The sequence below is a fragment of the Actinoplanes sp. DH11 genome (genome assembly GCF_020873875.1).
GTDB lineage: Bacteria > Actinomycetota > Actinomycetes > Mycobacteriales > Micromonosporaceae > Actinoplanes.
Window position 1 is genome coordinate 16124 of the sequence record NZ_JAHWGU010000027.1, and the last position, 22758, is coordinate 38881.

Consider the following 22758-nt stretch of genomic DNA (forward strand, 5'->3'; position numbering starts at 1 on the left):
CACGCGGCCGAACCTGCCCATTACCGGACAGAATGGCCGAACTCGCGCACCAGCGGAGTAAGGTTAGGCTGACCGAACTCGCTGGCCAGAGCGCTGAAACGGGCTGGCTTGTCCGGACCGAAGCGGGCGACCGACGTGACGAATGTGTCGCTGGTCACGAACGACGGCGGCGTCGATTTACTGTGAAATTTGTCCGCGTACATCACGATTCGTTCTTCAGGTGTCTCCGCGAGGTAATCCGCCACCGGCATCGGCAGCCCCTGCTGCGTCACGTCGGCGGCGGTGATGCCCACCCCGGTGTGGTGCGAGCAGAACCGGCAGAGCACCTCCGGCAACCCCAGCTCGGCGAGAAGTTCCGCACCGAGCACACCATGCCTGACGTACGCGTCCGACGGCGCCAGCCGGTACACCCCGATGTCGTGCAGCAGGCACCCCGCCCGTACCAGATCGGTGTCGACGCCGGCCTCGCTCGCGGTGATGAGCTGCGACGCGACCGACCAGACGATGCGGCAGTGCGTCCAGACGAGGTCGAACGCCTCACGGGTCGGCGCGGCCTGCCGGTGCATCTCGCGGATCTCCCGCTCGCTGGGAATCACCCAGAGAAGATGCCACGTCGCCCAGCAACGTCAGGAAGGCGGTCAGGGCCGGCGCCCGCGGACCCTCCCGGGTGACCACGAACAACCGGCGGCCCACCCGCCGCTCGGCGACGTCGCGGAACACCACCGCCGGGTCGGCCGGCGGCGTCGTCAGTGCCGGCAGCAGTGCCACCGCACCGGCCTGCCGGACCAGCTCCAGCTGCACCTCCGCGTCGTAGCAGAGGTGACGCAGGTCAGGGTCGAAGCCGCCCAGCGAGCGGCACGTGCCGACGACCATGGCGTGGTGGCCCGTGCCGGGGGTCGTCGCGGTCCAGACCTCGTCGCGCAGCGCGGCCATCGGCACCGGGTCACCGGAGGCCGCCAGCGGGTGCGCGGCCGGCAACGCCACCCGCAGCGGTTCGGCGTGCAGCTGGGCGAAGATCAGGCCGGATGGGCGGGGGCGGGGGTGGCCGTCGTACTCGTCGCTGATCAGCAGGTCGACCGCGCCGAGACGCAGCTCGGGCAGCGCCTGCTCGAACTCGAGCTCCCGGATCTCCGCACGGACCGCCGGGAAGGCCGCCCCGAGACGGGCCACCGCGGGCACCAGCAGGCGGCGGGCGGCCGACTGGAGGCCACTGGCGCGGACGGTACCCCGTACGAAATCGGTCTGGGCCGCAAGATCCGCCGTTGCCGCATCGGCGGCAGCCAGGATGACACCCGCATGGCTCGCCAGGAGCCGCCCGGCGTCGGTGAGGCGCACGCCGCGACCGGCCTTCTCCAGGAGAGTGGCGCCCACCTCCCTCTCCAGGAGCGCGAGCTGCTGTGAGATCGCCGACGGGCTGTAATCCAGCGCCGCCGCGACCGCACCCAGCGTGCCACGCAGCTCGAACTCCCGCAGGAAACGCAGCCGCCGCAGGTCCATGCACAAATCCTAAAGAGTTAGCTCCATGAATCATCACTGGACCTGAACACTGGCCGGCGCAACGCTCGAAGGCATGGGCCCGCTTCTCTGTCTGCTCTCCGCCGCGTGCTTCGGCGCGCTCGGGATCTTCGGCAAACTCGCGTTCCAGGCGGGCGTCCCGCCGAGCGCGCTGCTGCTGATCCGATTCGGCATGGCCGCAGTGCTGCTCGGCCTGTTTCTCGCTCTCCGTCCGCGGCCGGGGATCAGAACCCCGGGAAAGGTGCTGGCCGTCGCCCTCGGGCTCGGCGCGCTGGGGTACGCGACGCAGGCGACCCTCTATTTCGAGGCGTTGCATCGGATGGACGCGTCGCTGCTCTCGCTGGTCTTCTACTCCTATCCGCTGCTGGTGACCATAGTGGCCGCGACGCTGGGCCGGGATCGGCTCACGGCCGGCCGGATCGGCGCTCTGCTGGCCGCCTCCGCCGGGGTGCTGCTGGTACTGCTCGACGCGGGCGGCGGGCGGATGAACCCGGTCGGCGTCGCCCTGGCCTTCGGCTCGGCGATCACCTACGCCGCTTACATCCTGATCTCCGATCGGGTGGTCCGGCAGGTGCCGCCGGTGCTGCTCACGACGCTGGTGCTCACCGGGGCGGCGGCCGCCCTCGGCGTCCGCGCGGTGGCCGGCGGCGGGATCAGCCTCACCTTCGGCGCGGACGGCTGGCTCTGGCTGACCTGCATCGTGGTGGTCTCCACAGTGCTGCCGATCCTGGCTTTCTTCGCGGGTCTACGCCGGACGGGACCGTCGGCGGCGGCGATCCTGTCGGCCTCCGAGCCGGTGGTGACCACCGCGCTGGCCGCCGCGCTGCTCGGCGAAACCTTGACGATCAACCAGCTCACCGGCGGCCTGCTCGTGCTCTCGACAGTCGTCATCCTCCAAATGAGAACCACCGGTGTCGCACGGCCCACGGAATCACTATCATCAGCGCGATTCTCGAAGTGAGCAAAGCCCGAACCACGCTGGATCGGCTGTGGGAATATGAGTGGTGGCGCTGAGTACGGTCACCGTCACAAAACCCAACCGAAACCAATCCGGCGCAAAATCAGTTAACGCTGCGCAGGCTGGTCGCGAGACCCTGAACCTGATATGACCTGGAGATATCGTGAACACCGAAGTCGCGACCCCGGACAACCTGGTCGGGCCGCTGGCCGTCATCAATGAGACTCCGCTGCGGGAGATCCGGGCCGAGCACGCCAGCCGCGTGGTCCGCCGGATCGTCGACAAGGAGTCCCTTCTCAAGCGGCTGGATGTGGCCGCCTTCCAGTCAGCACACTGATGCCCGGCCCGGCGGGCGATGAGGCCGGCGGAGCGCATCCGCTGAGCCAGTTCGTGATGAAGGTGCACGGGCGGTGCGACCTGAAATGCGACCATTGCTACGTCTACGAGCACGCCGACCAGAGCTGGATGATCAAAGCCCGGGCGATGTCGAAGGACGTCGCCCGGGCCGCTGCCCGCCGGGTGGCCGAGCACGCGGCCCGCTGGCGTCTTCCCCTCGTCCGGGTCGTCGTCCACGGCGGCGAGCCGCTGCTCCTCCGGCCCGCCGGACTGGATGAGCTGATCACCGAGATCCGCACGCCGATCGAGGCGGTCACCCGGCTCTCGCTGACCATGCAGACAAACGGTGTCCGATTCAGCCCCGCCTTCGGCGACGTGCTCAAGCGACACCGGGTGCGCGTCGGGGTCTCGCTCGACGGCGACCGGGAGGCGAACGACCGGCACCGGCGGTTCGCGAACGGCTCCGGCAGCTTCGATCAAGTCCGGGCCGCGCTCGCCCTGCTACGGACCCCCGCCTACCGCGATCTCTACGCCGGGCTGCTCTGCACGATCGACGTCCGCAACTCCCCGGAACGGGTCTACGAGGCGCTGCTGGCCGAGCAGCCGCCGGCCGTCGACTTCCTCCTCCCCCACGCGACCTGGGATAACCCGCCGCTGCGCCCGGACGGCGACGCCACGCCGTACGCGTCCTGGCTCTCCGTGATCCACCGCCGCTGGCTCGCCGACGGCCGCCCGATGCGGATCCGGCTCTTCGACGGCCTGCACTCCACCGCGCGAGGCGGGCCGAGTGGCAGCGAGCAACTCGGGGCGGACACCGTCGACATGGTCGTGATCGAGACCGGCGGCGAGTACGAGCAGGCCGACTCGGTGAAGACGGCCTACGACGGCGCTCCCGCGACCGGCCTCAGCGTGCTCACCCACTCCGTCGACGAGGTCTCCCGGCTGCGGCCGATCGCGGTCCGGCAGCGCGGCGTCGCCGGCCTCAGCGCCGTCTGCCGGTCCTGCCCGGTCGTCCAGCAGTGCGCCGGCGGCCTCTACGCCCACCGCTTCCGCAGCGGGCACGGCTTCGACAGCCCTTCGGTGTACTGCGCTGACCTGCGGGTCCTGATCGACCGGACCAACGAGGAGACCCGGATGCACGAGGCTGACGCCAAACCGGAGGAGACCGGCCCGGCCGACGTGATCGATCAGATCGCCTCGGGCTTCGGCGACGAGGCGACGATCGGCTGGCTGACCGAGCAGGAGCGGTCGGTAACCCGCGCGCTGGTCGCCGCGACGGTCGAGCAGCACGGCGAGACGACCGGCTGGCTGACGCTCACCGCCCTGGAGCAAGGGCACGCCGGCGCGGTCCGGCACGTGCTCGCCCATCCGTACGTGCGGGCGTGGGCGGTCGGCATGCTGCGCACCGGCGACCACGAGGGGATGCCATACCTGGGCGGGCTCGCCGCCGCGGCGGCCGTGCACGCGAGCGTGCCGGTGGAGACCGACGTGCGGATCGAGCGCGGCGTGGTCACGCTGCCCACGGTCGGCACGCTGTACTGGCCGGAACCGATCACGGCGGCCGCCCGGATCGCCGCCGAGCCCGGCGAACTGCGGCTCACCGGCCCGGACGGTGTGGTGCTCACCGTCGATCTGTCCCAGCCGGGCGCCGCGGCGCACTGGCAACCGGCCCGGCACATCGCCCGCGACGGCTGGAGCGTCCGGATCGAGGACGGGGACCCGGCCCGGGACTGCCACGGTTGGACACCTGCTCAGCGCCTGGACGACCACGCCGTCGGGCACTGGCGGGACTCCCTGGCCGCCGCCTGGCGCCTGATCGACACGGAACTGCCGGAGTACGCCCCGGCCCTGCGCGCCGGACTGAAAGTGATCATGCCGCTGGAACCCGATCCGGCGGGGCGGCAGCGGGCCTCGACCGCGATGGACGCGTTCGGCTCGCTCTCCGCCGCGCCGGTCGGACCGGCCGAGCTCGCCGTCCTGCTGGTCCACGAGTTCCAGCACGCCAAGCTCGGCGCCCTGCTCGACCTCTACGACCTGCACGACCCCGACTCGGACGCCCGGATCACGGTGGGCTGGAAGACCGAGAGCCGGCCCGTGGAGGCGGCGCTGCAGGGCGTCTACGCGCACGCCGCGGTGGCCGACGTCTGGCGCCGCCGGGCCGCCCGCGACGACCCGCGCGCCCCCGAGCTGTACGCGATGTATCACCGCTGGACCGTCGACGCCATCGCCGCCCTGCGCGAGACCGGTGCGCTGACCCCACTGGGCGACGACTTCGTCGGCCGGATGGCCGCGACCGTAGCGTCCTGGGACTCATGACCGGCCCGGTCGTCCGCCGCGCCGCCCTGGCCGCCGACCTGATCGCGCTGGGCGTCGGCAAAGACGCAGGCGGCGTGCTGCTGGTGCACTGCTCGATGCGCCGGATCGGCCGGATCGAGGGCGGCCCGGCCACCCTGCTCACCGCGCTGCGTGAGGTGTGCGGCCCGGCGGCGACGATCGTGGTGCCGGCCCAGACCCCGGACAACTCGCTGACCAGCCCGGTGTACCGCACCGCCACGGCCGGCTTGAGCGACGCCGCGCGCCGGGAGTACGTGGCCGCCATGCCGGGTTTCGACCCGGACACCACCCCGTCGTACGGTGTCGGCGCCTTCGCCGAGCACGTCCGCTCGCATCCGGGCGCGCTGCGCAGCCGGCATCCGCAGACGTCCTTCGCCGCGCTCGGGCCGGCCGCCGCGCGGATCGTCGGCGAGCACGGTCTGGACTGCCACCTGGGTGAGCGGTCCCCCCTGGGCGCGCTCTACCGGTGCGGCGCCACGATTCTGCTGCTGGGCGTCGGGGTGGCGAAGTGTACGGCGCTGCACCTCGCCGAGTACCGCCTTCCGCGGCCCGGCCCGCTCATGCAGTACTCCTGCTTCGTGAGCGAGAACGGCCGGCGGGAGCTGCGGCAGTTCGAGGCGCTCAGGTTGGACGACAGCGACTTCGGCGCGGCCGGGGACGAACTCCTGCTGCGCCCCTGGGCGAGCACCGGACAGGTGGGCGGCGCCGAGGCCCACCTGCTTCCGCTGGCGCCGGCCGTGGACGCCGCGCGGGATTGGTTCGCCGCGAACCGACGTTGATCCACTCTTCCCCGTCGTTGCGCGTATCGACGCTCGTCGGTGACACAGTGGAGTGGGGGGATTACGCTGAACTCCGGGTCGCAACGAGATCAGGGGATCGGAGCAGACGTGCGCGATGAGGGAACCATGCCCGCCCGCCGGGCAACTTGATCGGATCTCGACCGTGCCGGCGCCCGACCTGTACTTCGCGCTGGTCCATGCGCGCACGTCGACCCCGAACCAGTGGGTCGAAGGGTTCTACCACCGGCTTGATCTGGAGGTGCAGCGCCGCGCCGACCCGCCGCACGGCCTGCGCCGCGGCTCCCTCTACTTCGCCACCACCGCCGACGCCCGCCGGGCCCTGGACGTCGGCCTTCCCCGGGTACGCGTGCTCATCCCGCTCTACAGCCGCGAGTTCCTGCACGAACCGCCACCCGACTTCGGCGACCGGCTGTACCGCGTCGGCGATCCGGCCGAGCCGCCGTTCGTGCATCCGGTGCTCTGGGAGCCGCACCTGCCGGCCCGCCGGGTGAACGGCCTCGCCCAGGCCACCTCGCTGGGCACGGCCGTGCGGGAGTACAGCCAGTACGGCATGGTCTCGATCTGCCGCCTCAGCGCGTACACCGAGGAGCTGCGCCAGATAATCGAGGAGCTCGCCGACCGCCTGGTGTCCGCCGCCGAGGATCCCGACCAGGTGCCGCACTGGCTGCGGACCCGGCCCGAGCTGCCGATGCCCGCCCGGCAGTCGCCGACCGCCCGGTTCCTGATCACCGTGGTCCGGCCGCACGGGCACGGCGTCGACTGGTCGCCGTTCGGCACCGACGCCGGCTGGGTGACCGACCGGGTCCGGGACGCCGCCCAGCGGCTGTCGCTGCTGCCCGAGATCGTGCTCGGCCCGGCCGCGCCGGGGACGGCCAACGGCTTCCACGACTCGGCCGGCGTGCTGCTGCTCGACGCGGCGGTGCTCGACGACCCGGCAGCCCGCCTGGTCGCCGAGCGGACGCTGCACAACATGCCGTCCTGGATGACGGTGGTGATGGTGATCCGGCCGGACTGCGACGACCGGTCGCACGAGCTGGTCGCGCAGGCACGGGCGATGACGCGCAACGGCGTGCAGATCGCCCGGGACGCCCGGGAGTTCCAGCGGGCCATCGACGAGGCGGTCACCAAGGCCCGCCGCAACTTCCTTCGCAGCAGGCGTTCTCGAGGACCATGGGGGGACTTGCCATGAGCAAGGGACGCAACGGACGGGTCGTCACGTTCTACTCGTACAAGGGCGGCACCGGCCGGACCATGGCGCTCGCCAACGTCGCCTGGATCCTGGCGGCGAACGGCTACCGAGTCCTCGCCGTCGACTGGGACCTGGAGTCGCCCGGCCTGCACCGCTACTTCGCGCCGTTCATGGACCCGCGTTTCCTGGCCAGCACCGGCGGCGTGGTCGACATGATCAACCGGTACGAGTGGGACGCGTCCGAGGAAGACTGGGACGCGTCCCGGCTCGGCGGTTACGCCAGCGTCCAGCAGCACTCCTTCTCGCTGGAGTGGGACCACTTCCCGGACGGCGGCACCCTCGACTTCCTCTCTGCCGGTCAGCAGAACCCGGCGTACGACGGCGGCCTCAGCCAGATCAAGTGGGACGAGTTCTACGAGGAACGCGGCGGTGGTCTGTTCTTCGACGCGATGCGCGCCGATATGAAGGACCGGTACGACTTCACCCTCATCGACAGCCGGACCGGGCACAGCGACATCGCCGGCATCTGCACGGGTCACCTGCCGGACGTGCTGGTCGACTGTTTCACCTTCAGCGACCAGGGCATCGAGGGCGCGGCCCGGATGGCGCGGCAGCTGTCCAGCCCGCGCGACATCCGGGTGCTGCCGGTGCCGATGCGGGTCGACCCGGCCGAGAAGCGCAAGGCGGAAACCGGGCGGACGGTCGCGAAGCGGGAGTTCGCCGACCTGCCGCGCGGCCTGGACGAGGCACGGCGGCGGGCGTACTGGCACGGCGTCGAGGTGCCGTACCAGGCGTACTACGCGTACGAGGAGACCCTGGCCACCTTCGGCGATGCTCCGGGCGCCGGCGGCACGCTGCTCAGCGCGTACGAGTCCCTGGCCTCGCACATCACCGAAGGCCTGGTCACCGCCCTGCCGTCGATGAACGCGAGCCTCCGCCAGCAGATCATCACGCGGTTCGAGCGCAAGCCGTTCTCCGAGGCCGACGCCGTGCAGCTCTCCGCGTCCGGGTCCGACCAGGTCTGGCTGGAGTGGGTGGAGCACGTGCTGCTCGCCGCCGGGATGCGGGTGGTATACGCCCCGGACGGCACCGGCGGCGAGAAGGATCCGCTGCCCAGCGCCCAGCACTTGAAGATCATCTCCAGGGCGGAGGGCACCGACTACTTCACCGGTACCCCGGGCCCGTTCACCCCGGACCCGGGCCTGCGGGCGATCTACACGGCCGACATCACGCCGTGGCGCAGCATCCCCACCGCCAGCTCGGCCTTCATCGCCGGCCTCGGTGGCGGCGCGGCGGCCGAGGAGATCCTGAAGCTGATCGGCCGGCCCGCCGGCGACCTGGACGTCGTGCTGGCCGGCGCGCCGCGCTACCCCGGCGAGGAACCGGACCTGGTGGTCAACCTGCCGGCCCGCAACGCCCGATTCACCGGTCGCGAGACCGGGCTACGCGACCTGCGCGGGCGGCTGCGCTCCGGGGCGGCGGTGGTGCTGTTCGGCACCCAGGCGGTCGCCCTGCAGGGCATGGGCGGCGTCGGCAAGACCCAGATGGCCCTGGAGTACGCGCACCGGTACCGCACCGCGTACGACGTGGTCGCGTGGCTGAAGGCCGACAGCGAGGAGAACCTGCAGAACGCCCTGCGTGAGCTCGGCGGGCGGATGCATCTGCAGTCCGAGCAGTCCGGCCGGGAGTTCGCCCGCGCGGTGGTGCACGAGCTCGGCCGGGACAAGCGGCGATACCTGCTGATCCTCGACAACGCCGAGGAACCGGACGCGATCGTCGAATACCTGCCACACGGTTCCGCGCACGTCCTCATCACGTCGCGGAACATGTCCTGGGGCGACCAGACCCAGCCGGTGCAGGTCGACGTCTTCACCCGGGCGGAGAGCATCGACCACCTGATGCAGCGGGTCCGCGGGATCGAGGAGCACGACGCCGGGCTGGTCGCGGAGGAACTCGACGACCTCCCGATCGCGATCGCCGCCGCAGCCGCGCTGCTCGACGAGTCGAACATCCCGGTCGAGCAGTACCTCGAGCAGATCCGGGCGGAGGGCCCGAGCGTCGCGCTCGTCGACACCGCGGGCCGGCCGATCGCGCGGACCTGGGATCTGTCGCTGAAACGGCTGCAGGAGCGCGACCGGGCGGCGTACCGGCTCTTCCAGCTCTGCAGCATGCTGGCGCCGGAGATCTCGCTCGACCTGGTCTACAGCGACCAGATGGCGGAGTTCCTCAAGCCGCACAACCCGGCGGTCTCCGAACGGATGCTGCGCGGCTCGCTGGTCCAGCAGATCAACCGGCTGGCGCTGCTGCGGCTGGACCAGCGGCCCACCTCGCCGGGGAGCAGCGACCGCAGCGGGCAGATCCTGATCCACCAGGTGGTGCAGGACGCGGTCCGGGACCGGATGACCGAGGAGGAGCGGGCCGAGGCCCGGCGGCAGGTGCATCAGGTGCTCGCCAAGGCGCGACCGGAGGGCGAGGTGGAGGACGCGGAGCACTGGCCGCGGTTCCGGATGATCTGGCCACACCTGGACGCGTCCGACGCGGTGAACAGCACCGACGAGGCGGTGCGCCAGCTGCTGATCGACCGGATCCGGTACTACTACGTGCAGGCCGACCTGGTCACCGGCCGCGTCCGTGCCGAGCGGATCGCCCGGATCTGGCAGGAGCAACTCGACGGGATCGACGACCCGGTGCAGGCGGGCGTGCTGCGCCAGCAGTTGCTGCAGCTGCGGTTCAACCTGGCGAACCTGCTGCGAGACCTCGGCGAGTTCAAGGCCTCACTGGAGGTGGACGAGCAGGTGCTGGCCGATCAGGAGAGCCTGCTCGGCCGGGACCACCCGCACACCTTGATGACCCGCGGCGGCTACGCGGCCGACCTGCGCGGCCTCGGGCGTTACCCGGAGGCACTGGACATCGACGTCAACACCTACCGGGCCTGGCAGGACCAGTACGGCGACAACTTCCCGCGCACCCTGGCGGCGCAGAACAACCTCGCCGTCTCGTACCGGCTGATGGGCCAGTTCGAGCTGGCCGCGCAGCACGACGAGGAGGCCTGGCTACGGCGCCGGGAGGTGAACGGTGAGACCAACCTGTGGACCCTCGGCACCGCTGCCTGCCTGGCCCGGGACTGGCGCGACGCCGGCGACTTCGACCGCTCCGCCGCCCTGCTCAAGCAGACCCTCGACGACCTGCTGGAGACTCGCGGCCCGGACTCGCGATCCACGCTCACCACCAAGTCCAACTACGCCGTGTCGCTGCGCAGCATCGGGCGGATCCCGGAGGCCCTGCAACTGCACAACGAGGCGTACGACCGGCTGCTGCTGCTCTTCGGTGACGAGAACCCGGAGACGGTGAGCTGCCGGTTCAGCCGCGCGCTCACCCTGCACAGCGCCAACGAGGGCAGCAAGGCGGTGGCCGAACTCCTGGAGATCCACGCCTTCTGGACCCGCGAACTCGGCGACCGGCACCCGTACACCCTGGTCTGCCGCAACGACCTGGCCATCGCCGAACGGCGGCTCGGCAACCTGCCGAAGGCCCGTGAGTGGATCCGGCCGACGGTGCCGGAGCTGATCGAGGTGCTGCGGCCGGACCATCCGTACACGCTTTCCGCGCGGATGAACCTGGCGATCTGCGAGGCCGAGCCGGCCGAGGGCGGCGCGGGGCCGGAGGCGGCACGCGCGATGCTGCTGGACATGGCCGCCGACATCCGCCGGGTGTTCGGGCCGGACCATCCCAACACCTTCCGGCACGAGGCCAATCTCGCCCTCATCGAGGAGGCGCTCGGCCTGGAGGCAGCGGACGAGCGGCTCGCCGCCCTCCGGGAGCGGGTGGTCCTCCGTCTCGGCGACACGCATCCGATCGTGAGTGGCCTGGACCGGCGCCGGTACCTGTACCGGATCATCGACCCGCATCAGTTCTAGGACCGGGTGCTCATGCGAAACAGCTACAACAACACGGAGAACACCATCCCGGGGCTGATCTCCTCGGCCTGGCGAACCGCGCCGCCGGTGCTGCGCCGGTTCACGTACTGGGTGTGGGGCCTCGGCACTGTCGCGGTCGTCCTGGCGGTCACCGCTGACCTGCAGGACCGGTGGGCGGGCCTGCAATTCGTGACCAACATCATCGCCGAGCTGATCTGCGGGCTGTTCGCGCTGCCACTCGCCCTGGTGATCATCACGAGGCTGGCCGACTACCAGGTCAAAGAGCTGGAACGAGCACGGCTGGAGGCCCGGTACGACACCGCACTGGAGCAGCTGACCGCTTCCGTCCGGCTCACCAGCGACTACGTCGAGGAGCTGGTCCAGGAGGTGACCGCCTCGACGAACAGCTTCGTGGAGGCGACCCGGGTGGTGAACGGCCGGCTGGCCGACCCGGACCGGGCCATGGAGTCAGCCAAGCTCCTGCAGGCGCACATGGACAGTCAGCAGTGGCTGTTCTACGAGCGGGTGGTGACACCGCTGCGGATCGACGGCAACCACCTGCGCGCACTACTCGGCGAGCGGGTCCGCAATGGCGAGCCGACCGCCGAGTCGGCCCGGTTCGAGCGGGTCTGGAACGAGCTGGAGTCGGCGCTCCGGCATCAGCGGCAGCTCATGACGATCGGGCACCAGGAGCTGAGCCGGGGCGCGCCCACCCCGAACCGGGCGGCTCGCCTGCGTGACGCCGCCATCGTCCACCTGCACAGCGTCGACCACCTGCTGCAGCTCTGCGGCGAACTCGAGGCCTTCGCCACGTCGGCACGGCTCCTGCCCGGCCGCCCGGACCAGCCGTGACCGGGCTCAGGCCGCCAGCCAGGTGAGAATCCTCGGCAGCACCTCCATGGCGCCGAAGTGGGCCGCGTCGTGCTGCACGTGCACCTCGGAGCGGGGAATCCGCTGAGCCAGCCACCGACTGTGGCTGGCCGGCGAGAACGTGTCATGCGCGCCGTGCCAGAGCCGGACCGGCGGCACGATCGTGTCCAGCGCGAACCCCCAGTCGCGGCGGAAGGCCAGGATGTCGTCGAGCCATCCGTACGGCCCGTCGCGCAGCGCCTCGGCGTAGCTCTTCACCAGCAGGCGGCGGTAAAGCACGCTCTGCATGAACCGCAGGTCCGGCGCGGACATCTGGGTCCGCAGCTCCTCGAGGAGGCTCTTCGGGTCGGCGGCGGTCTGCTCGGCCAGGGCCCGCAGGTCGTGCATCATCTCCACGGTGCCCTGGTCGGCCGCGATGTGTTTGCTGGCGTTCTGGTCGGCCATGCCCTCGTACCAGTTCAGGTCGGCGGCGTCCCACGGCGCCAGCCCGACCAGGACTGCGGCCCGGTCGACGCGGTGCGGCAGCACGGCGGCGCAGGCGAGCGCGTGCGGGCCACCACCGGAACGGCCCACCAGGGCGAACCGTTTGATGTCCATCCCGTCGGCGATGGCCCGGACGTCGGCGGCGGCATCGACGACGCGCCGGTTGGGCAGGCGGGTGGAGCCGCCGTAACCGGGGCGGTCGTAGCTGATCAACCGGATGCCCTGCCGGTAGAGCACGCTGCTGCGGGGGCGCGGACCGGAGCCCGAGCCGGGGGTGCCGTGCAGGAGGAAGACCGGTCTCCCGTCCGCGGCGCCGGACACCTGGACCGCGAGAACCCGGTCGCCGACACCCACCTCAAACCGCGTCACCAAGGTAGCCCTCATCCCCGAAGCACGGCGGAGGCCCCGCGCATCATCGATGATAATCGACACCGTGCCGCCGGCGCGGGAATGAACGCCCATGAGGAGCCGGGGTCCCCAGCAACGCGGCGTGCGTGACCGGCGACCGGGTGGGCAGGGCCAACCAGGCCGCGGCTGCGGCCGGATCGCGGCTGATCAGTGTGGGGACGCTCCGGGCGCCGAGCCCGGCGAGCAGGCCGTCGCGTACCGGGGTGGCGGCGGTGAGCAGGCTGCCGGCCAGCACCACGGGGCCGTCCGGGCGGAGTTCGTCCAGGGTGGCGGTCAGGCGGCGGACCGCGTCGGCGACGATCGCCGTCGCGTGCGGGTCCCCGGCCCGGGCCATCGCGCAGACGAGTGGGGCCAGACTCGCGATCTCGGCATGATGCAGCTCCTGCGCCCAGCCGATCAGCCGATCCCGGCCGGTGGCGCCGGTCTGCGCGGCGACCGCCGTGGCGAACGGGGAAGGCCAGCCGCGGACGGCGGCTCGCAGCGCACTGACCCCCAGCCAGTGACCCGATCCCTCGTCGCCGAGCAGCCAGCCCCGGCCGTCGTTCACCCGGACGATCTCACGATCGTGAAGTTGGGCCGCGACCGCGCCCGTTCCGGCGATGAGCACCGCGCCGTCCGGCGCACAGGTGCCGGCGGCGAAGGCGGTGACCGCGTCACCCACGACCCGCCAGGGGCAGCTCAGGCCCACCGCGGACCAAGCATCGTCCAGCACGGACGCGAAAGCGCCGTCACAGGCCGAGGAACCGGCCAAGCCGAGCACCCCGCCGATGACCGCCGCCGGATCGACGGTCGCCACCGCCGATCGCAGTGCCGCGCTCAGCGCCGGAACCGCCGCCGGACCCGCCGACAGCGGGTTGCCCGGGCCCGCCCGGCCGCGGCCCACAATCTCGCCGTCCACCGTTGCCACGACCGCGTGCGAGGCGGTGCCACCTGCGTCGACACCCACCACCAGCTCCATGCGAGAGATCGAAACACAGAAATTCGTTGTTGACTAGAGACGTCGACGGTCGTAATTTTCATCGACAACAGCAACTGATGAAAATGAGGTCCACACAGATGACGGGTGAGAGCGGCGGACTACTGGGCCGGCTGCGTATCGAGGGGCCCCGCCTGCCAGAGGCGCTGAGCCGGATCGCGGAGACGATCCTGGCCGACCCGGAGACGGCGGCCCACGCCAGCATCGTCGATCTGGCCGAGCGGTCCGGGACGTCGACGGCGACGGTCACCCGGTTCAGCCGCACGCTGGGCTTCAAGGGCTATGCGAGTCTGCGCGTCGCTGTGGCCACCGAGACCGGGCGTGCCGAGCAGGCGCGCTGGGAGACCGACATCAGCGGCGACATCTCCCCCGGTGATCCGCTGGACGAGGTGCTCAACGTGGTGGCCGCGGCGGACACCCGGGCCATCCAGGACACCGCGGCGGGTCTGCGGATCCCGGACGTCGAGCGGGTGGCCGCGGCCATCGCCGGTGCGCAGCGGGTCGAGTTGTTCGGATTGGGCAGCAGCGGCACCGCGGCCCGGGAGATGGCGTTCCGCCTGGAGCGGATCCGGGTGCCGGTCTGGCATCGGCAGGACAGCCACACGGCGCTCACCAACGCGGCACTGCTGCTGCCCGGCGACGTCGCGATCGGCCTGTCGCACTCGGGCCGCACCCGCGAGGTGATCGAGACGCTCGCCGAGGCGGCCGATCACGGCGCGCTCACCGTCGCGGTGACCAGTTTCAACAGGTCGCCGCTGGCCGAGGTCGCCGACGTCGTGTTCACCACGAGCGTGCTGGAGACGACGTTCCGGCTGGCCGCGCTCTCCGCCCTGCACTCGCAGCTGCTGGTCCTGGACCTGATCTACGTGGCGGTGGCGCAGCGGACCTACGAGCGCACCGCGGACGCCCTGGAGCTGACGGTCCGCGCCGTGGACGCGCACCGGCTGCCGGAGAAGACGCCGACCCGCAGACGGCGGCCGGAGAGAGGAACAACGTGAGCGTGAACAGCGCGGACTACCTGTCCAGGATCGAAGAGGTGGTGGGCCGGATCGGCCGCGGCCAGCGGGCCGAGAAGCAGCGGGCCGCGGAACTGCTGACCACGTCGATAAGCACCGGCGGCGTGATCCAGGCGTTCGGGTGCGGGCACTCGGAGGCCCTCGCCATGGAGATCGCCGGGCGGGCCGGTGGCCTGGTCCCGACGAACCGGATCGCGTTGCGCGACATCGTCCTCTACGGCGGTGAGCCGCTGGCGACGCTCGCCGACCCGGCCGTGGAGCGGGACACCGGGATCGCGCACCGCCTCTACCAGCTCGCCCCCGTCAAGCCCGACGACGCGTTCGTGATCGCCTCCAACTCCGGCATCAACGGCGCCGTCGTGGAGATGGCGCTGCTGGTCAAGGAGCACGGGCACCCGCTCGTCGCGATCACGTCGGCGGCGCACTCGGCCGGCGTGGCGTCGCGGCACCCGAGCGGGCGCAAGCTCGGCGACATCGCGGACGTGACGCTCGACAACGGAGCGCCGTACGGCGACGCGACGCTGACCCTGCCCGGTGGCGGCGCGGTGGGCGCGGTCTCGTCGATCACCGCGGCGCTGCTGGCGCAACAGCTCGTCGTCGAGGTGGTGGCCCGCCTGACCGCGGCCGGGATCACGCCGCCGGTCTACCTGTCGGACAACGTGCCCGGCGGCAAGGAACACAACGCGGAACTCGAGGCGCGGTACGCCGGGCGCATCCGGCGCACCGCATAGAGAAGAGAGCCCAGCGATGAACCCTGTTTCCCCTGACCGAAGGTACCCCAGCAGACGCAGCCTCCTGACAACGGCCGGAGCCGCCGCCCTCGGTGTGCCCCTGCTCTCCGCCTGCGTGACCTCTTCCGGCGGTGGCGACGACAAACCCGCCGCGGGCAGCGGGGGCGCGAAGAGCGCGGACAACCCGCTGGGGGTCAAGGCCGACGCACCGCTCGAGGTGGTGGTCTTCAAGGGAGGGTACGGCGACGAGTACGCCGTCAAGGCTGAGGAGGTCTACCGGTCCCGTTACCCCGGAGCCGAGATCGACCACAAGGGCCTGCAGAAGGTCGGCGAGGCGATGCAGCCCCGTTTCGTGGCGGGCAACCCGCCGGACGTCGTCGACAACACCGGCGCCGGTCGCCTGGACATCGCCACCCTGGTGTCGGCGAAGCAGGTCACGGACCTGTCGGAACTGCTCGACGCGCCCGCTTTCGATCAGCCCGGCACGAAGGTCCGCGACACCCTGCTGCCCGGGGTGGTCGAGGACGGCACGTTCGCCGGCAGCACGGTGTCGCTGAACTTCACCTACACGGTTTGGGGCGTCTGGTACTCGAAGTCGCTGTTCGCCGAGCGCGGCTGGACCTATCCGGCGACCTGGGCCGACATGCTGACGCTCTGCGACCAGATCAAGAAGGCCGGCATCGCACCCTGGACCTACCAGGGCAAGTACCCGGAGTACATCAATGACCCGCTGCTCACGATGGCCGCCAAGGCCGGCGGGCTGGATCTGGTCCGGGCCGTCGACAATCTGGAGCCGGGCGCCTGGAACCAGCCGGGTCTGCTGCGGGCGGCGGAGGCGTTCGCCGAGCTCAGCGGCAAGGGCTACCTGATGTCCGGCTCGGAGGCGCTGTCGCACACCGAGGCCCAGGCCGTCTGGTGCCGCCGGCAGGCCGCCTTCATCCCGTGCGGGTCCTGGCTGGAGGCGGAGCAGAAATCGGTCACGCCGGCCGGTTTCGACATGGTGATGGGCACCGTGCCGGGCACCGCCGGCGACGCCCTGCCGGCGACCGCCGTGCAGGCTGCCAGCAGCGAGTCCTTCCTGGTGCCGGCGAAGGCGCAGAACGTGGCGGGCGGCCTGGAGTACCTGCGGATCCTGTTCGGCAAGGCCTCGGCGTCGGCGTTCGCGCAGGCCAACTCGACGCTGCCGGCGGTGGCCGGCGCCACCGACGGGCTGACGCTCTCCAGCGGGCTGGGATCGGTGCGGGACGCGGTCGAGGCCGCCGGGGCGAACGCCTTCAACTACCGATTCCGTACGTGGTACGCCCCGCTCGCCAAGGCCGTCGACGACGCCACGGGTGAGCTGGTGAACCGCCGGATCAGTGCGGCCGGCTGGTCGAGCCGGATCCAGAAGGCGGCGGACGCGCTGGCCAAGGACTCCACCGTCGTCAAGTACACCCGCTGATGCGGCACGGCCGGTGGCGGTTCCTGCTCGCCGCGCTCGTGCCGGCGCTGGTCCTGCACGTCGTGTTCGTGCTCTCGCCGTACGCCCAGGCGTTCTACCTCGCCTTCACCGACTGGACCGGGGTGGCCGGCGAGGCGCACTTCGTGGGCCTGGACAACTTCGCCCGGCTCGGCGGTGACGGCCTGTTCCTGGACGCGGTCCGCAACAACGCCGTGATGCTGCTGGTCGTGCCGGCCGTCACGATCGGGCTCGCGCTGCTGCTGGCGAGCCTGTTGCACGGGCGGCGGCCGGTGCGCGGCGCGGCCGCGTACCAGATCGTCTGGTTTTTCCCGCAGATGCTCTCCCTGGTGATCATCGCGGTGCTCTGGGGTTTCGTCCTCAACCCGAACACCGGGCTGCTCAACGCCGGGTTGCGCGGGGTCGGCCTGGACGCCCTGGCCCGCAGCTGGCTCGCCGAGCCGTCGCTGGCGCTGCCGTCGGTGATGGCGGTGGTGGTGTGGTCGTCGGTCGGGTTCTACGTGGTGCTGTTCCGGGCCGCCATCGACGCGATCCCGCGGGAGCTGTTCGAGGCGGCGGTGCTGGACGGCGCCGGCCGGTGGGCGACGTTCCGCGGTGTCACGCTGCCGCTGGTCCGGGAGAGCGTGCAGGTCGCGTTCGTCTACCTGGGAATCGTGGCGCTCGACGGGTTCGTGCTCGTCCAGATCATGACGGTGGGCCCGGGTGGCCCGGACGGCGCGACCGAGGTGGTCGGGCTGACGCTCTACCGGACCGCGTTCACCTACGGCAAGTTCGGTTACGCCACGGCGATGGGGGTGGCGCTCTTCTTCGCGGCCCTGACCTTCGCGGTGCTGGCCCTGCGCCGGGGCCGGGACGAGATTGTGGAGATGGCATGACGACGCTGCTCGATCGGCCGGCCACCCCGACAGCCGAGGTCGCGGCGCCACGACCCCGGCGCAACCCGCTGCCGCAGCTGGCCATGTTCGCCTGGGCGGTGGTGACGGCGCTGCCGCTGATCTGGGCGGTGCTCAGTTCCCTGAAGACCGACGACGAGATCCTGAACCGGCCGTGGGCGCCGCCGGACACCCCGCACTTCGAGAATTGGGCGCGGGCCTGGACGGCGGCGAGCATCGGCAGGTACTTCTGGAACAGCCTGATCGTCGTGGGCGGCGCGCTGGTGCTGACCATGTTGCTGGGTTCGCTCGTCGCCTACGCCCTGGCGCGGTATCCGTTCCGCGGCAACCGGCTCGTCTACTACACATTCGTCGCGGCGATGTTCTTCCCGGTGTTCCTGGCCCTGGTGCCACTCTTCTTCGTGGTGCAGCGGCTGGGACTGCTCGGGACGTACCCGGGACTGATCCTGGTCTACACCGCGTACGCCGTACCGTTCACCGTCTTCTTCCTGCACGCGTTCTTCCGCACCCTGCCCGCCGAGGTCGCCGAGGCGGCGGTCCTGGACGGCTGCTCGCACGGCGCGGTGTTCACCCGCGTCATGCTCCCGCTCGCCCGGCCCGGCCTGGTCGCGGTCGGCATCTTCAATTTCCTCGGGCTCTGGAACCAGTACCTGCTCCCGCTGGTTCTCAACCCCGACCCGGACCGGTACGTCCTGGCGCAGGGTCTGGCCGCCCTGTCGGTCAGTCAGGGGTACCGCAGCGACTGGAGCGGCCTGTTCGCCGGCATGACCATCGCGATGCTGCCGGTTCTCGTCGCCTACGTCGCGTTTCAGAGGCACATCCGCGCCGGGATGACCGCCGGCGCGGTCCGGTAACCCCCGCTACCACCAGGAGTCCCCATGTCTGTAGGAAGACGCCTCTTCGCAGGCCTGTTAGCGTCCGTTTTGTCGGCTTTCGGCATTGTCGTAGCGAACGCCGGCAGCGCCACGGCCGCCGACTGCGGCTACCTCTTCGACGACTTCCACTACGCCTCGGCGGCCGACCCGGCACTGACCGCCAACGGCTGGACGCCGCGCAGCTACCAGGGCGGACCCGGCGTGCCCGGCGCCACCTGGGCACCGTCCGCCGTCACCTTCCCCACCGACGGCGGCCAGCAGGTCATGCAGCTGACCGCCTCCACCGACGGCACCGCGGCCGGCACCAGTCACGCGGAGCTCTACTCCACCGAGAAGCGCTACCTGGAGGGCACCTACGCCAGCCGGGTCCGGTTCACCGACGCACCGGTCAGCGGCCCCGACGGCGACCACATCAACCAGACCTTCTTCACCATCAGCCCGCTGAACGGTGACCTCGACCCCACCTACAGCGAACTGGACATCTCCGAGTACCTGCCGAACGGCGGCTGGGGCGAAACCGGGCCGATCAACTACCAGACCAGCTGGTACACCTACCGCGCCGACCCGTGGTACGCCGACAACCTGCACTCGTCACAACGCTCCAGCCTGGACGGGTGGCACGACCTGGTGGCACAGGTGTCCGGCGGACACGTCGTCTACTGGATCGACGGCGTGCAGGTCGGCGACCACGGCGGCAAGTTCTTCCCCCGCCAGACCATGACCATCAACTGGAACCTGTGGTTCATCGACCTGGCCGCGCACACCGGCGGGCGGTCCACCTACATCGAGCAGGTGGACTGGGTACTGTTCGCCAAGAACCAGGTGCTCTCACCGGCCCAGGTGAACGCGCGGACCGGGTCGTACCGGTCGGCCGGCACCAGATTCGCCGACACCGTCGCGACCTCCGGGCCATGCGTGAACCCGACCCCGCCGTCACCCACGCCGTCGACACCGCCGCCGTCCCAGCCGCCCGCCGGTGACTGCGCGACCGCCCCGCAGTGGCAGTTCGGTGCCGCCTACCAGGGCGGCAGCGTGGTCAAGCACGAGAAGAGCGCCAGCGGCAACCCGTCCGGGCCGGGCTCCGGTCAGGGCGCGCACCTGTGGAAGGCGCGCTGGTGGACACAGGGCTCCGAGCCCGGCTGGACCGAGCAGTGGCAGGATCTCGGCCGCTGCTGACCGGCCGCACGAGAGGGCGGGCGCCGTGGCGTCCCGCCCTCTCCGGTCGCACCGGCCCGTCCCGCTTCCGGCTGCCGGGCGCTTCCGGCTGCCGGGCGCTTCCGGCTGCCGGGCGCTTCCGGCTGCCGGGCGCTTCCGGCTGCCGGGCGCTTCCGGCTGCCGGGCGCTTCCGGTCAGGCGCTGAGCTGGTCCAGGCGGTCCTGCACTGCGGGGATGCCGACCGGCACCTGGCCACAGGCGACCTGCGCGGCGGCCCGCTCGGTGCTGCTGCGCCCCGACAGGTTCGCGGCCGAGAAGTGGGCCATGTCGGCGAGCACCTGCTCCGCCCGTACCGTGTCGGTGGAGAAACCCCGCACCGCCGTGCGAAGATCCCGGTTGAAGAGCAGCCGCGACTGGGTGCGGTCCAGTTCCGCGCGCAGCTCGGCCATCTGCTGCGGGCCGGCGGGCCGGTCGTCGCCGCCGGTGGTCTCCGGCGTGATCTCACCGGTCGCCAGCTGCAGCATGTCGGTGCAGACCCGGTCGGTGTGGTACCTGTCGACGGCGAACGCACCCATGGCGCCGAGCCCGGACGCGGCACCGGCCACGACCGCCGCCACGGTGACGATCCTGCGGCGCAACCCACCGTGCGATCTGCTTCTCATGGTGGACCTTCCGGGGCGTCAGGTGCGTGTCCGTGCAGCGTTGGACTCGACGTCCGCAGGCCCGGGTTGAGCGTTCCCGCCGGCCGGCAATCCCCCGCACCCTTTTACGCACTCGTTTCAGCCGGCGAAGTATTCGTAGGGTGCCACCGACACACCCTCACAGATCGTCCGCTGATCGTCGGCACCGGCGCCCGGGTCCAGGTCGCGGGCGCTGCGCGACCCCATCGAGAACAGCGCGAACCCCGGTTCGAAGCGGTAGCCGACACCGGTCTCCTCGTACCGGTACCCCCGAGCCGCCAGGTCGGCCAGGACGTCGTCCATGAACCGGTACGTCAGCTGCACCCCGTCGAACCAGGCCTCCTCGCCGCCGTCACCGGAGTACGCCAGCTCCACCAGCTCCACCGTGTCCAAATCACCGTAGGAGAGCACCAGCATCGGATGCGTCTCGTAGATCGCCCGGTCCAGCCGTCCCGGGTGCACCGGCGTGCCGAGCCTGCACTCCACGACCTCGCGGCTCTCCCCGATGCGCACCAGCGCCACACCCTCACCCGGCAGAATCTCCATGCCGCGCATGATGCCACGCTTCTCCGGACCCGCCCGCTCGCGCACACCGCCGCCCCGACAGCACACCGCGCCAGCCGCGCGACCTGCGTCCGGTGCCGGGGTCGGACACACATGCGCGGCTGTGCGTTTGCCGGTAAACCGCGCGGGCCGCCTGCGTTGACCTGTGACGTTCAGCGGCAAACCGCGCGGGCCGCCTGCGCTGACCGGTGACGTTCACCGGCAAACTTCGCGCGTCGCCTCGTTGACTGGTGACGTTTACCGGTAAACACCTCGCGGGCGGCCTCGTTGACTGGTGACGTTCAGCGGCAAACTTCACGCGTCGCCTCCTTGACTGCCTAGGTTTACCGGTAAACCTCGCGGGAAGCCTCGTTGACCGGTAAACCGTGGGGAGCGTGAGCCGGGTTCGGGCCGCCGGACGGCTTGGCGACGAGGCGAGCCGCGCCTCTCCTGCGCCAGACACGTGAGAACCGAGATGTTGATCTGCTAGCGATGCGAAATCGCGGTTTCGACCCCTTGATCACAGCGATTTCGTAGCGCTAGCAGATCAACTTCTGCGCCCGGAGGTCGGCACGGCGGATCACGGCGGACGAGCGTGCGGGCACTCACTGACGGCCCTGGGTACAAAACGGTACAAGACTCCCAATCACGCGCTCGGGCGGATCGTAGGTAGACAGCTTCCTCTGCCAGCCGTCGATCTTGCCCCTGCCGACGCGGACGGACGCCCCGGGACCTGGGCTCTCCACCGGGCGCAGGCCGCAGGGCCGGGCAAGCAGGCGGGCAGGCGGGCAGGCGATGGAGACGCGGCGGGATCGGCGGGCAACGCGGCGAGGCAAAGGCGCGCGGGGGCCGGCCGGACACCGCCCACGGGAACGCAGCCAGGCAAAGGCGCGCGGGGAGCCGGCCGGACACCGCGCACGGGAACGCAGCCAGGCAAAGGCGCGCGCAGAGCCGGCCGGACACCGCGCACGGGAACACGGCGGGGCGGAGGCGTGCGGGGAGCTGGCTGGGCGCCGCGCGCCGGGGGGTGAGGCGGGGACGCTGCTCAGGTGATGAGGCGGGTTGCGAAGGCGGTTACGGCGTCGTCGGGGGGTATGTCGGGGTCGATGGGTGTGGTGAGCATGTCCAGGAGCAGGCCGTCCAGGGCGTAGTGCAGCAACGCGATCTCGAAGCGGCCGCCGGGTAGGCCGGTGGTGGCGTGGAAGGCTACGTCGTCGTGGTAGCCGCGGCGCAGCGTGTCGCCGAGGATGGTGGCCAGGCCGGGGCGGCGGGCCGCTTCGAGGCGCAGTTCGATCAGGGCGCGGGTCAGGTCGGGCTGCCGGGTGGTGCGTTCGACGATGTAGCGCAGGTAGTCGACGAACAGTTCGCGGCCGGGTTCGCGGGTGGCCAGCGCGGCGACGACCGTCTCGTCCGGGGCGAACCGTTCGAGGATCCGTTCGCCGAGGGCGCCGAGCAGTGCGTCGCGGGAGCGGAAGTAGTTCGACGCGGTGCCGGCGGGCACGCCTGCCTCGGCGTCCACCGCGCGGTGGGTGAGGCCGCGGGCGCCGGCAGCGGCGAGGACCCGCAGACCGGCGTCGGCGAGCACGCGGCGGCGCTCCGGGTTGCTGGGCATGAAAACAC

General features: G+C 71.2%; 20 protein-coding genes. 13 read left to right on the forward strand and 7 right to left on the reverse strand.

Going from position 1 to position 22758, the window contains the following annotated elements:
* Positions 1-20: 20 nt before the first annotated feature.
* Together LPA41_RS31220 and LPA41_RS31225 are read right to left on the reverse strand one after the other, a co-directional pair.
* The gene (locus LPA41_RS31220) at positions 21-566 is read right to left on the reverse strand and encodes an HD domain-containing protein (protein ID WP_229074626.1); all 546 of its coding nucleotides are present in this window, start codon (positions 564-566) and stop codon (positions 21-23) included.
* Positions 538-1497 (reverse strand): LysR family transcriptional regulator, encoded by a 960-nt coding sequence (locus LPA41_RS31225; protein WP_229074627.1) that lies wholly within the window; start codon positions 1495-1497, stop codon positions 538-540. Before LPA41_RS31225 ends, LPA41_RS31220 begins: the two co-directional genes overlap by 29 nt.
* 73 nt (positions 1498-1570) lie before the next feature.
* Between LPA41_RS31225 and LPA41_RS31230 the strand changes: the two genes are divergently transcribed.
* From LPA41_RS31230 to LPA41_RS31260, 7 genes are all read left to right on the forward strand, one after another.
* Entirely contained in the window at positions 1571-2476 is a 906-nt protein-coding gene (locus LPA41_RS31230) for a DMT family transporter (RefSeq protein WP_229074628.1), read from the forward strand.
* Positions 2477-2636: 160 nt separating this feature from the next.
* Positions 2637-2810, forward strand: a complete 174-nt coding sequence (gene fxsA, locus LPA41_RS43110; RefSeq protein ID WP_160165834.1) for an FxSxx-COOH cyclophane-containing RiPP peptide — start codon at positions 2637-2639, stop codon at positions 2808-2810.
* Complete coding sequence (locus LPA41_RS31240) at positions 2810-5125, forward strand: FxsB family cyclophane-forming radical SAM/SPASM peptide maturase (RefSeq protein ID WP_229074629.1); 2316 nt, start codon at positions 2810-2812, stop codon at positions 5123-5125. Before fxsA ends, LPA41_RS31240 begins: the two co-directional genes overlap by 1 nt.
* Positions 5122-5922: an AAC(3) family N-acetyltransferase gene (locus tag LPA41_RS31245; protein ID WP_229074630.1), complete on the forward strand. Its 801-nt coding sequence runs from the start codon at positions 5122-5124 to the stop codon at positions 5920-5922. Before LPA41_RS31240 ends, LPA41_RS31245 begins: the two co-directional genes overlap by 4 nt.
* Before the next feature lie 163 nt (positions 5923-6085).
* Positions 6086-7132 (forward strand): hypothetical protein, encoded by a 1047-nt coding sequence (locus tag LPA41_RS31250; RefSeq protein ID WP_229074631.1) that lies wholly within the window; start codon positions 6086-6088, stop codon positions 7130-7132.
* On the forward strand, positions 7129-11049 hold the full coding sequence (gene fxsT / locus LPA41_RS31255) for an FxSxx-COOH system tetratricopeptide repeat protein (protein ID WP_229074632.1): 3921 nt from the start codon (positions 7129-7131) through the stop codon (positions 11047-11049). The genes LPA41_RS31250 and fxsT overlap by 4 nt, the downstream gene beginning before the upstream one ends.
* A gap of 12 nt (positions 11050-11061) precedes the next feature.
* Positions 11062-11901: a hypothetical protein gene (locus LPA41_RS31260; RefSeq protein WP_229074633.1), complete on the forward strand. Its 840-nt coding sequence runs from the start codon at positions 11062-11064 to the stop codon at positions 11899-11901.
* Positions 11902-11907: 6 nt separating this feature from the next.
* Here LPA41_RS31260 and LPA41_RS31265 read toward each other — a convergent pair whose 3' ends face one another.
* Together LPA41_RS31265 and LPA41_RS31270 are read right to left on the reverse strand one after the other, a co-directional pair.
* A complete protein-coding gene (locus tag LPA41_RS31265; protein ID WP_374238231.1) occupies positions 11908-12771 on the reverse strand; it encodes an alpha/beta fold hydrolase in 864 nt (287 codons plus the stop codon).
* Positions 12772-12814: 43 nt separating this feature from the next.
* Positions 12815-13768, reverse strand: a complete 954-nt coding sequence (locus LPA41_RS31270) for an N-acetylglucosamine kinase (protein ID WP_229074635.1) — start codon at positions 13766-13768, stop codon at positions 12815-12817.
* A 98-nt stretch (positions 13769-13866) separates the two neighbouring features.
* On the opposite strand from LPA41_RS31270, the gene LPA41_RS31275 reads away from it, so the two are divergent.
* From LPA41_RS31275 to LPA41_RS31300, 6 genes are read left to right on the forward strand one after another with little or no spacing between them, the layout of a single operon-like run.
* Entirely contained in the window at positions 13867-14784 is a 918-nt protein-coding gene (locus LPA41_RS31275; RefSeq protein ID WP_229074636.1) for a MurR/RpiR family transcriptional regulator, read from the forward strand.
* Entirely contained in the window at positions 14781-15533 is a 753-nt protein-coding gene (locus LPA41_RS31280) for a sugar isomerase domain-containing protein (RefSeq protein WP_229074637.1), read from the forward strand. The genes LPA41_RS31275 and LPA41_RS31280 overlap by 4 nt, the downstream gene beginning before the upstream one ends.
* A gap of 16 nt (positions 15534-15549) precedes the next feature.
* The gene (gene ngcE / locus LPA41_RS31285; RefSeq protein WP_255690749.1) at positions 15550-16974 is read left to right on the forward strand and encodes an N-acetylglucosamine/diacetylchitobiose ABC transporter substrate-binding protein; all 1425 of its coding nucleotides are present in this window, start codon (positions 15550-15552) and stop codon (positions 16972-16974) included.
* Positions 16974-17867: a carbohydrate ABC transporter permease gene (locus LPA41_RS31290; RefSeq protein ID WP_229074639.1), complete on the forward strand. Its 894-nt coding sequence runs from the start codon at positions 16974-16976 to the stop codon at positions 17865-17867. The genes ngcE and LPA41_RS31290 overlap by 1 nt, the downstream gene beginning before the upstream one ends.
* On the forward strand, positions 17864-18739 hold the full coding sequence (locus tag LPA41_RS31295; protein WP_229074640.1) for a carbohydrate ABC transporter permease: 876 nt from the start codon (positions 17864-17866) through the stop codon (positions 18737-18739). The genes LPA41_RS31290 and LPA41_RS31295 overlap by 4 nt, the downstream gene beginning before the upstream one ends.
* A 24-nt stretch (positions 18740-18763) precedes the next feature.
* Positions 18764-19936, forward strand: a complete 1173-nt coding sequence (locus LPA41_RS31300) for a glycosyl hydrolase (protein ID WP_229074641.1) — start codon at positions 18764-18766, stop codon at positions 19934-19936.
* Positions 19937-20109: 173 nt separating this feature from the next.
* On the opposite strand, the gene LPA41_RS31305 is transcribed toward LPA41_RS31300, so the two are convergent.
* The 3 genes from LPA41_RS31305 to LPA41_RS31315 form a co-directional block, all read right to left on the reverse strand.
* Positions 20110-20577 (reverse strand): hypothetical protein, encoded by a 468-nt coding sequence (locus tag LPA41_RS31305; protein WP_229074642.1) that lies wholly within the window; start codon positions 20575-20577, stop codon positions 20110-20112.
* 117 nt (positions 20578-20694) lie between these two features.
* Complete coding sequence (locus LPA41_RS31310; protein WP_229074643.1) at positions 20695-21141, reverse strand: hypothetical protein; 447 nt, start codon at positions 21139-21141, stop codon at positions 20695-20697.
* 1042 nt (positions 21142-22183) lie between these two features.
* The gene (locus LPA41_RS31315) at positions 22184-22750 is read right to left on the reverse strand and encodes a TetR/AcrR family transcriptional regulator (protein WP_229074644.1); all 567 of its coding nucleotides are present in this window, start codon (positions 22748-22750) and stop codon (positions 22184-22186) included.
* Between the last annotated feature and the right edge of the window lie 8 nt (positions 22751-22758).

Bases quoted from the DNA above. Each gene is read 5' to 3' on its own strand.
- LPA41_RS31290 (WP_229074639.1), top strand. From the start codon at position 16,974: ATGCGGCACGGCCGGTGGCGGTTCCTGCTCGCCGCGCTCGTGCCGGCG.
- LPA41_RS31225 (WP_229074627.1), bottom strand. From the start codon at position 1,497: ATGGACCTGCGGCGGCTGCGTTTCCTGCGGGAGTTCGAGCTGCGTGGC.
- LPA41_RS31220 (WP_229074626.1), bottom strand. From the start codon at position 566: ATGCACCGGCAGGCCGCGCCGACCCGTGAGGCGTTCGACCTCGTCTGG.
- LPA41_RS31275 (WP_229074636.1), top strand. From the start codon at position 13,867: ATGACGGGTGAGAGCGGCGGACTACTGGGCCGGCTGCGTATCGAGGGG.
- LPA41_RS31300 (WP_229074641.1), top strand. From the start codon at position 18,764: ATGTCTGTAGGAAGACGCCTCTTCGCAGGCCTGTTAGCGTCCGTTTTG.
- fxsT (WP_229074632.1), top strand. From the start codon at position 7,129: ATGAGCAAGGGACGCAACGGACGGGTCGTCACGTTCTACTCGTACAAG.
- LPA41_RS31295 (WP_229074640.1), top strand. From the start codon at position 17,864: ATGACGACGCTGCTCGATCGGCCGGCCACCCCGACAGCCGAGGTCGCG.
- LPA41_RS31315 (WP_229074644.1), bottom strand. From the start codon at position 22,750: ATGCCCAGCAACCCGGAGCGCCGCCGCGTGCTCGCCGACGCCGGTCTG.
- LPA41_RS31245 (WP_229074630.1), top strand. From the start codon at position 5,122: ATGACCGGCCCGGTCGTCCGCCGCGCCGCCCTGGCCGCCGACCTGATC.
- LPA41_RS31240 (WP_229074629.1), top strand. From the start codon at position 2,810: ATGCCCGGCCCGGCGGGCGATGAGGCCGGCGGAGCGCATCCGCTGAGC.
- LPA41_RS31270 (WP_229074635.1), bottom strand. From the start codon at position 13,768: ATGGAGCTGGTGGTGGGTGTCGACGCAGGTGGCACCGCCTCGCACGCG.
- LPA41_RS31260 (WP_229074633.1), top strand. From the start codon at position 11,062: ATGCGAAACAGCTACAACAACACGGAGAACACCATCCCGGGGCTGATC.
- LPA41_RS31230 (WP_229074628.1), top strand. From the start codon at position 1,571: ATGGGCCCGCTTCTCTGTCTGCTCTCCGCCGCGTGCTTCGGCGCGCTC.
- ngcE (WP_255690749.1), top strand. From the start codon at position 15,550: ATGAACCCTGTTTCCCCTGACCGAAGGTACCCCAGCAGACGCAGCCTC.
- LPA41_RS31305 (WP_229074642.1), bottom strand. From the start codon at position 20,577: ATGAGAAGCAGATCGCACGGTGGGTTGCGCCGCAGGATCGTCACCGTG.
- LPA41_RS31310 (WP_229074643.1), bottom strand. From the start codon at position 21,141: ATGGAGATTCTGCCGGGTGAGGGTGTGGCGCTGGTGCGCATCGGGGAG.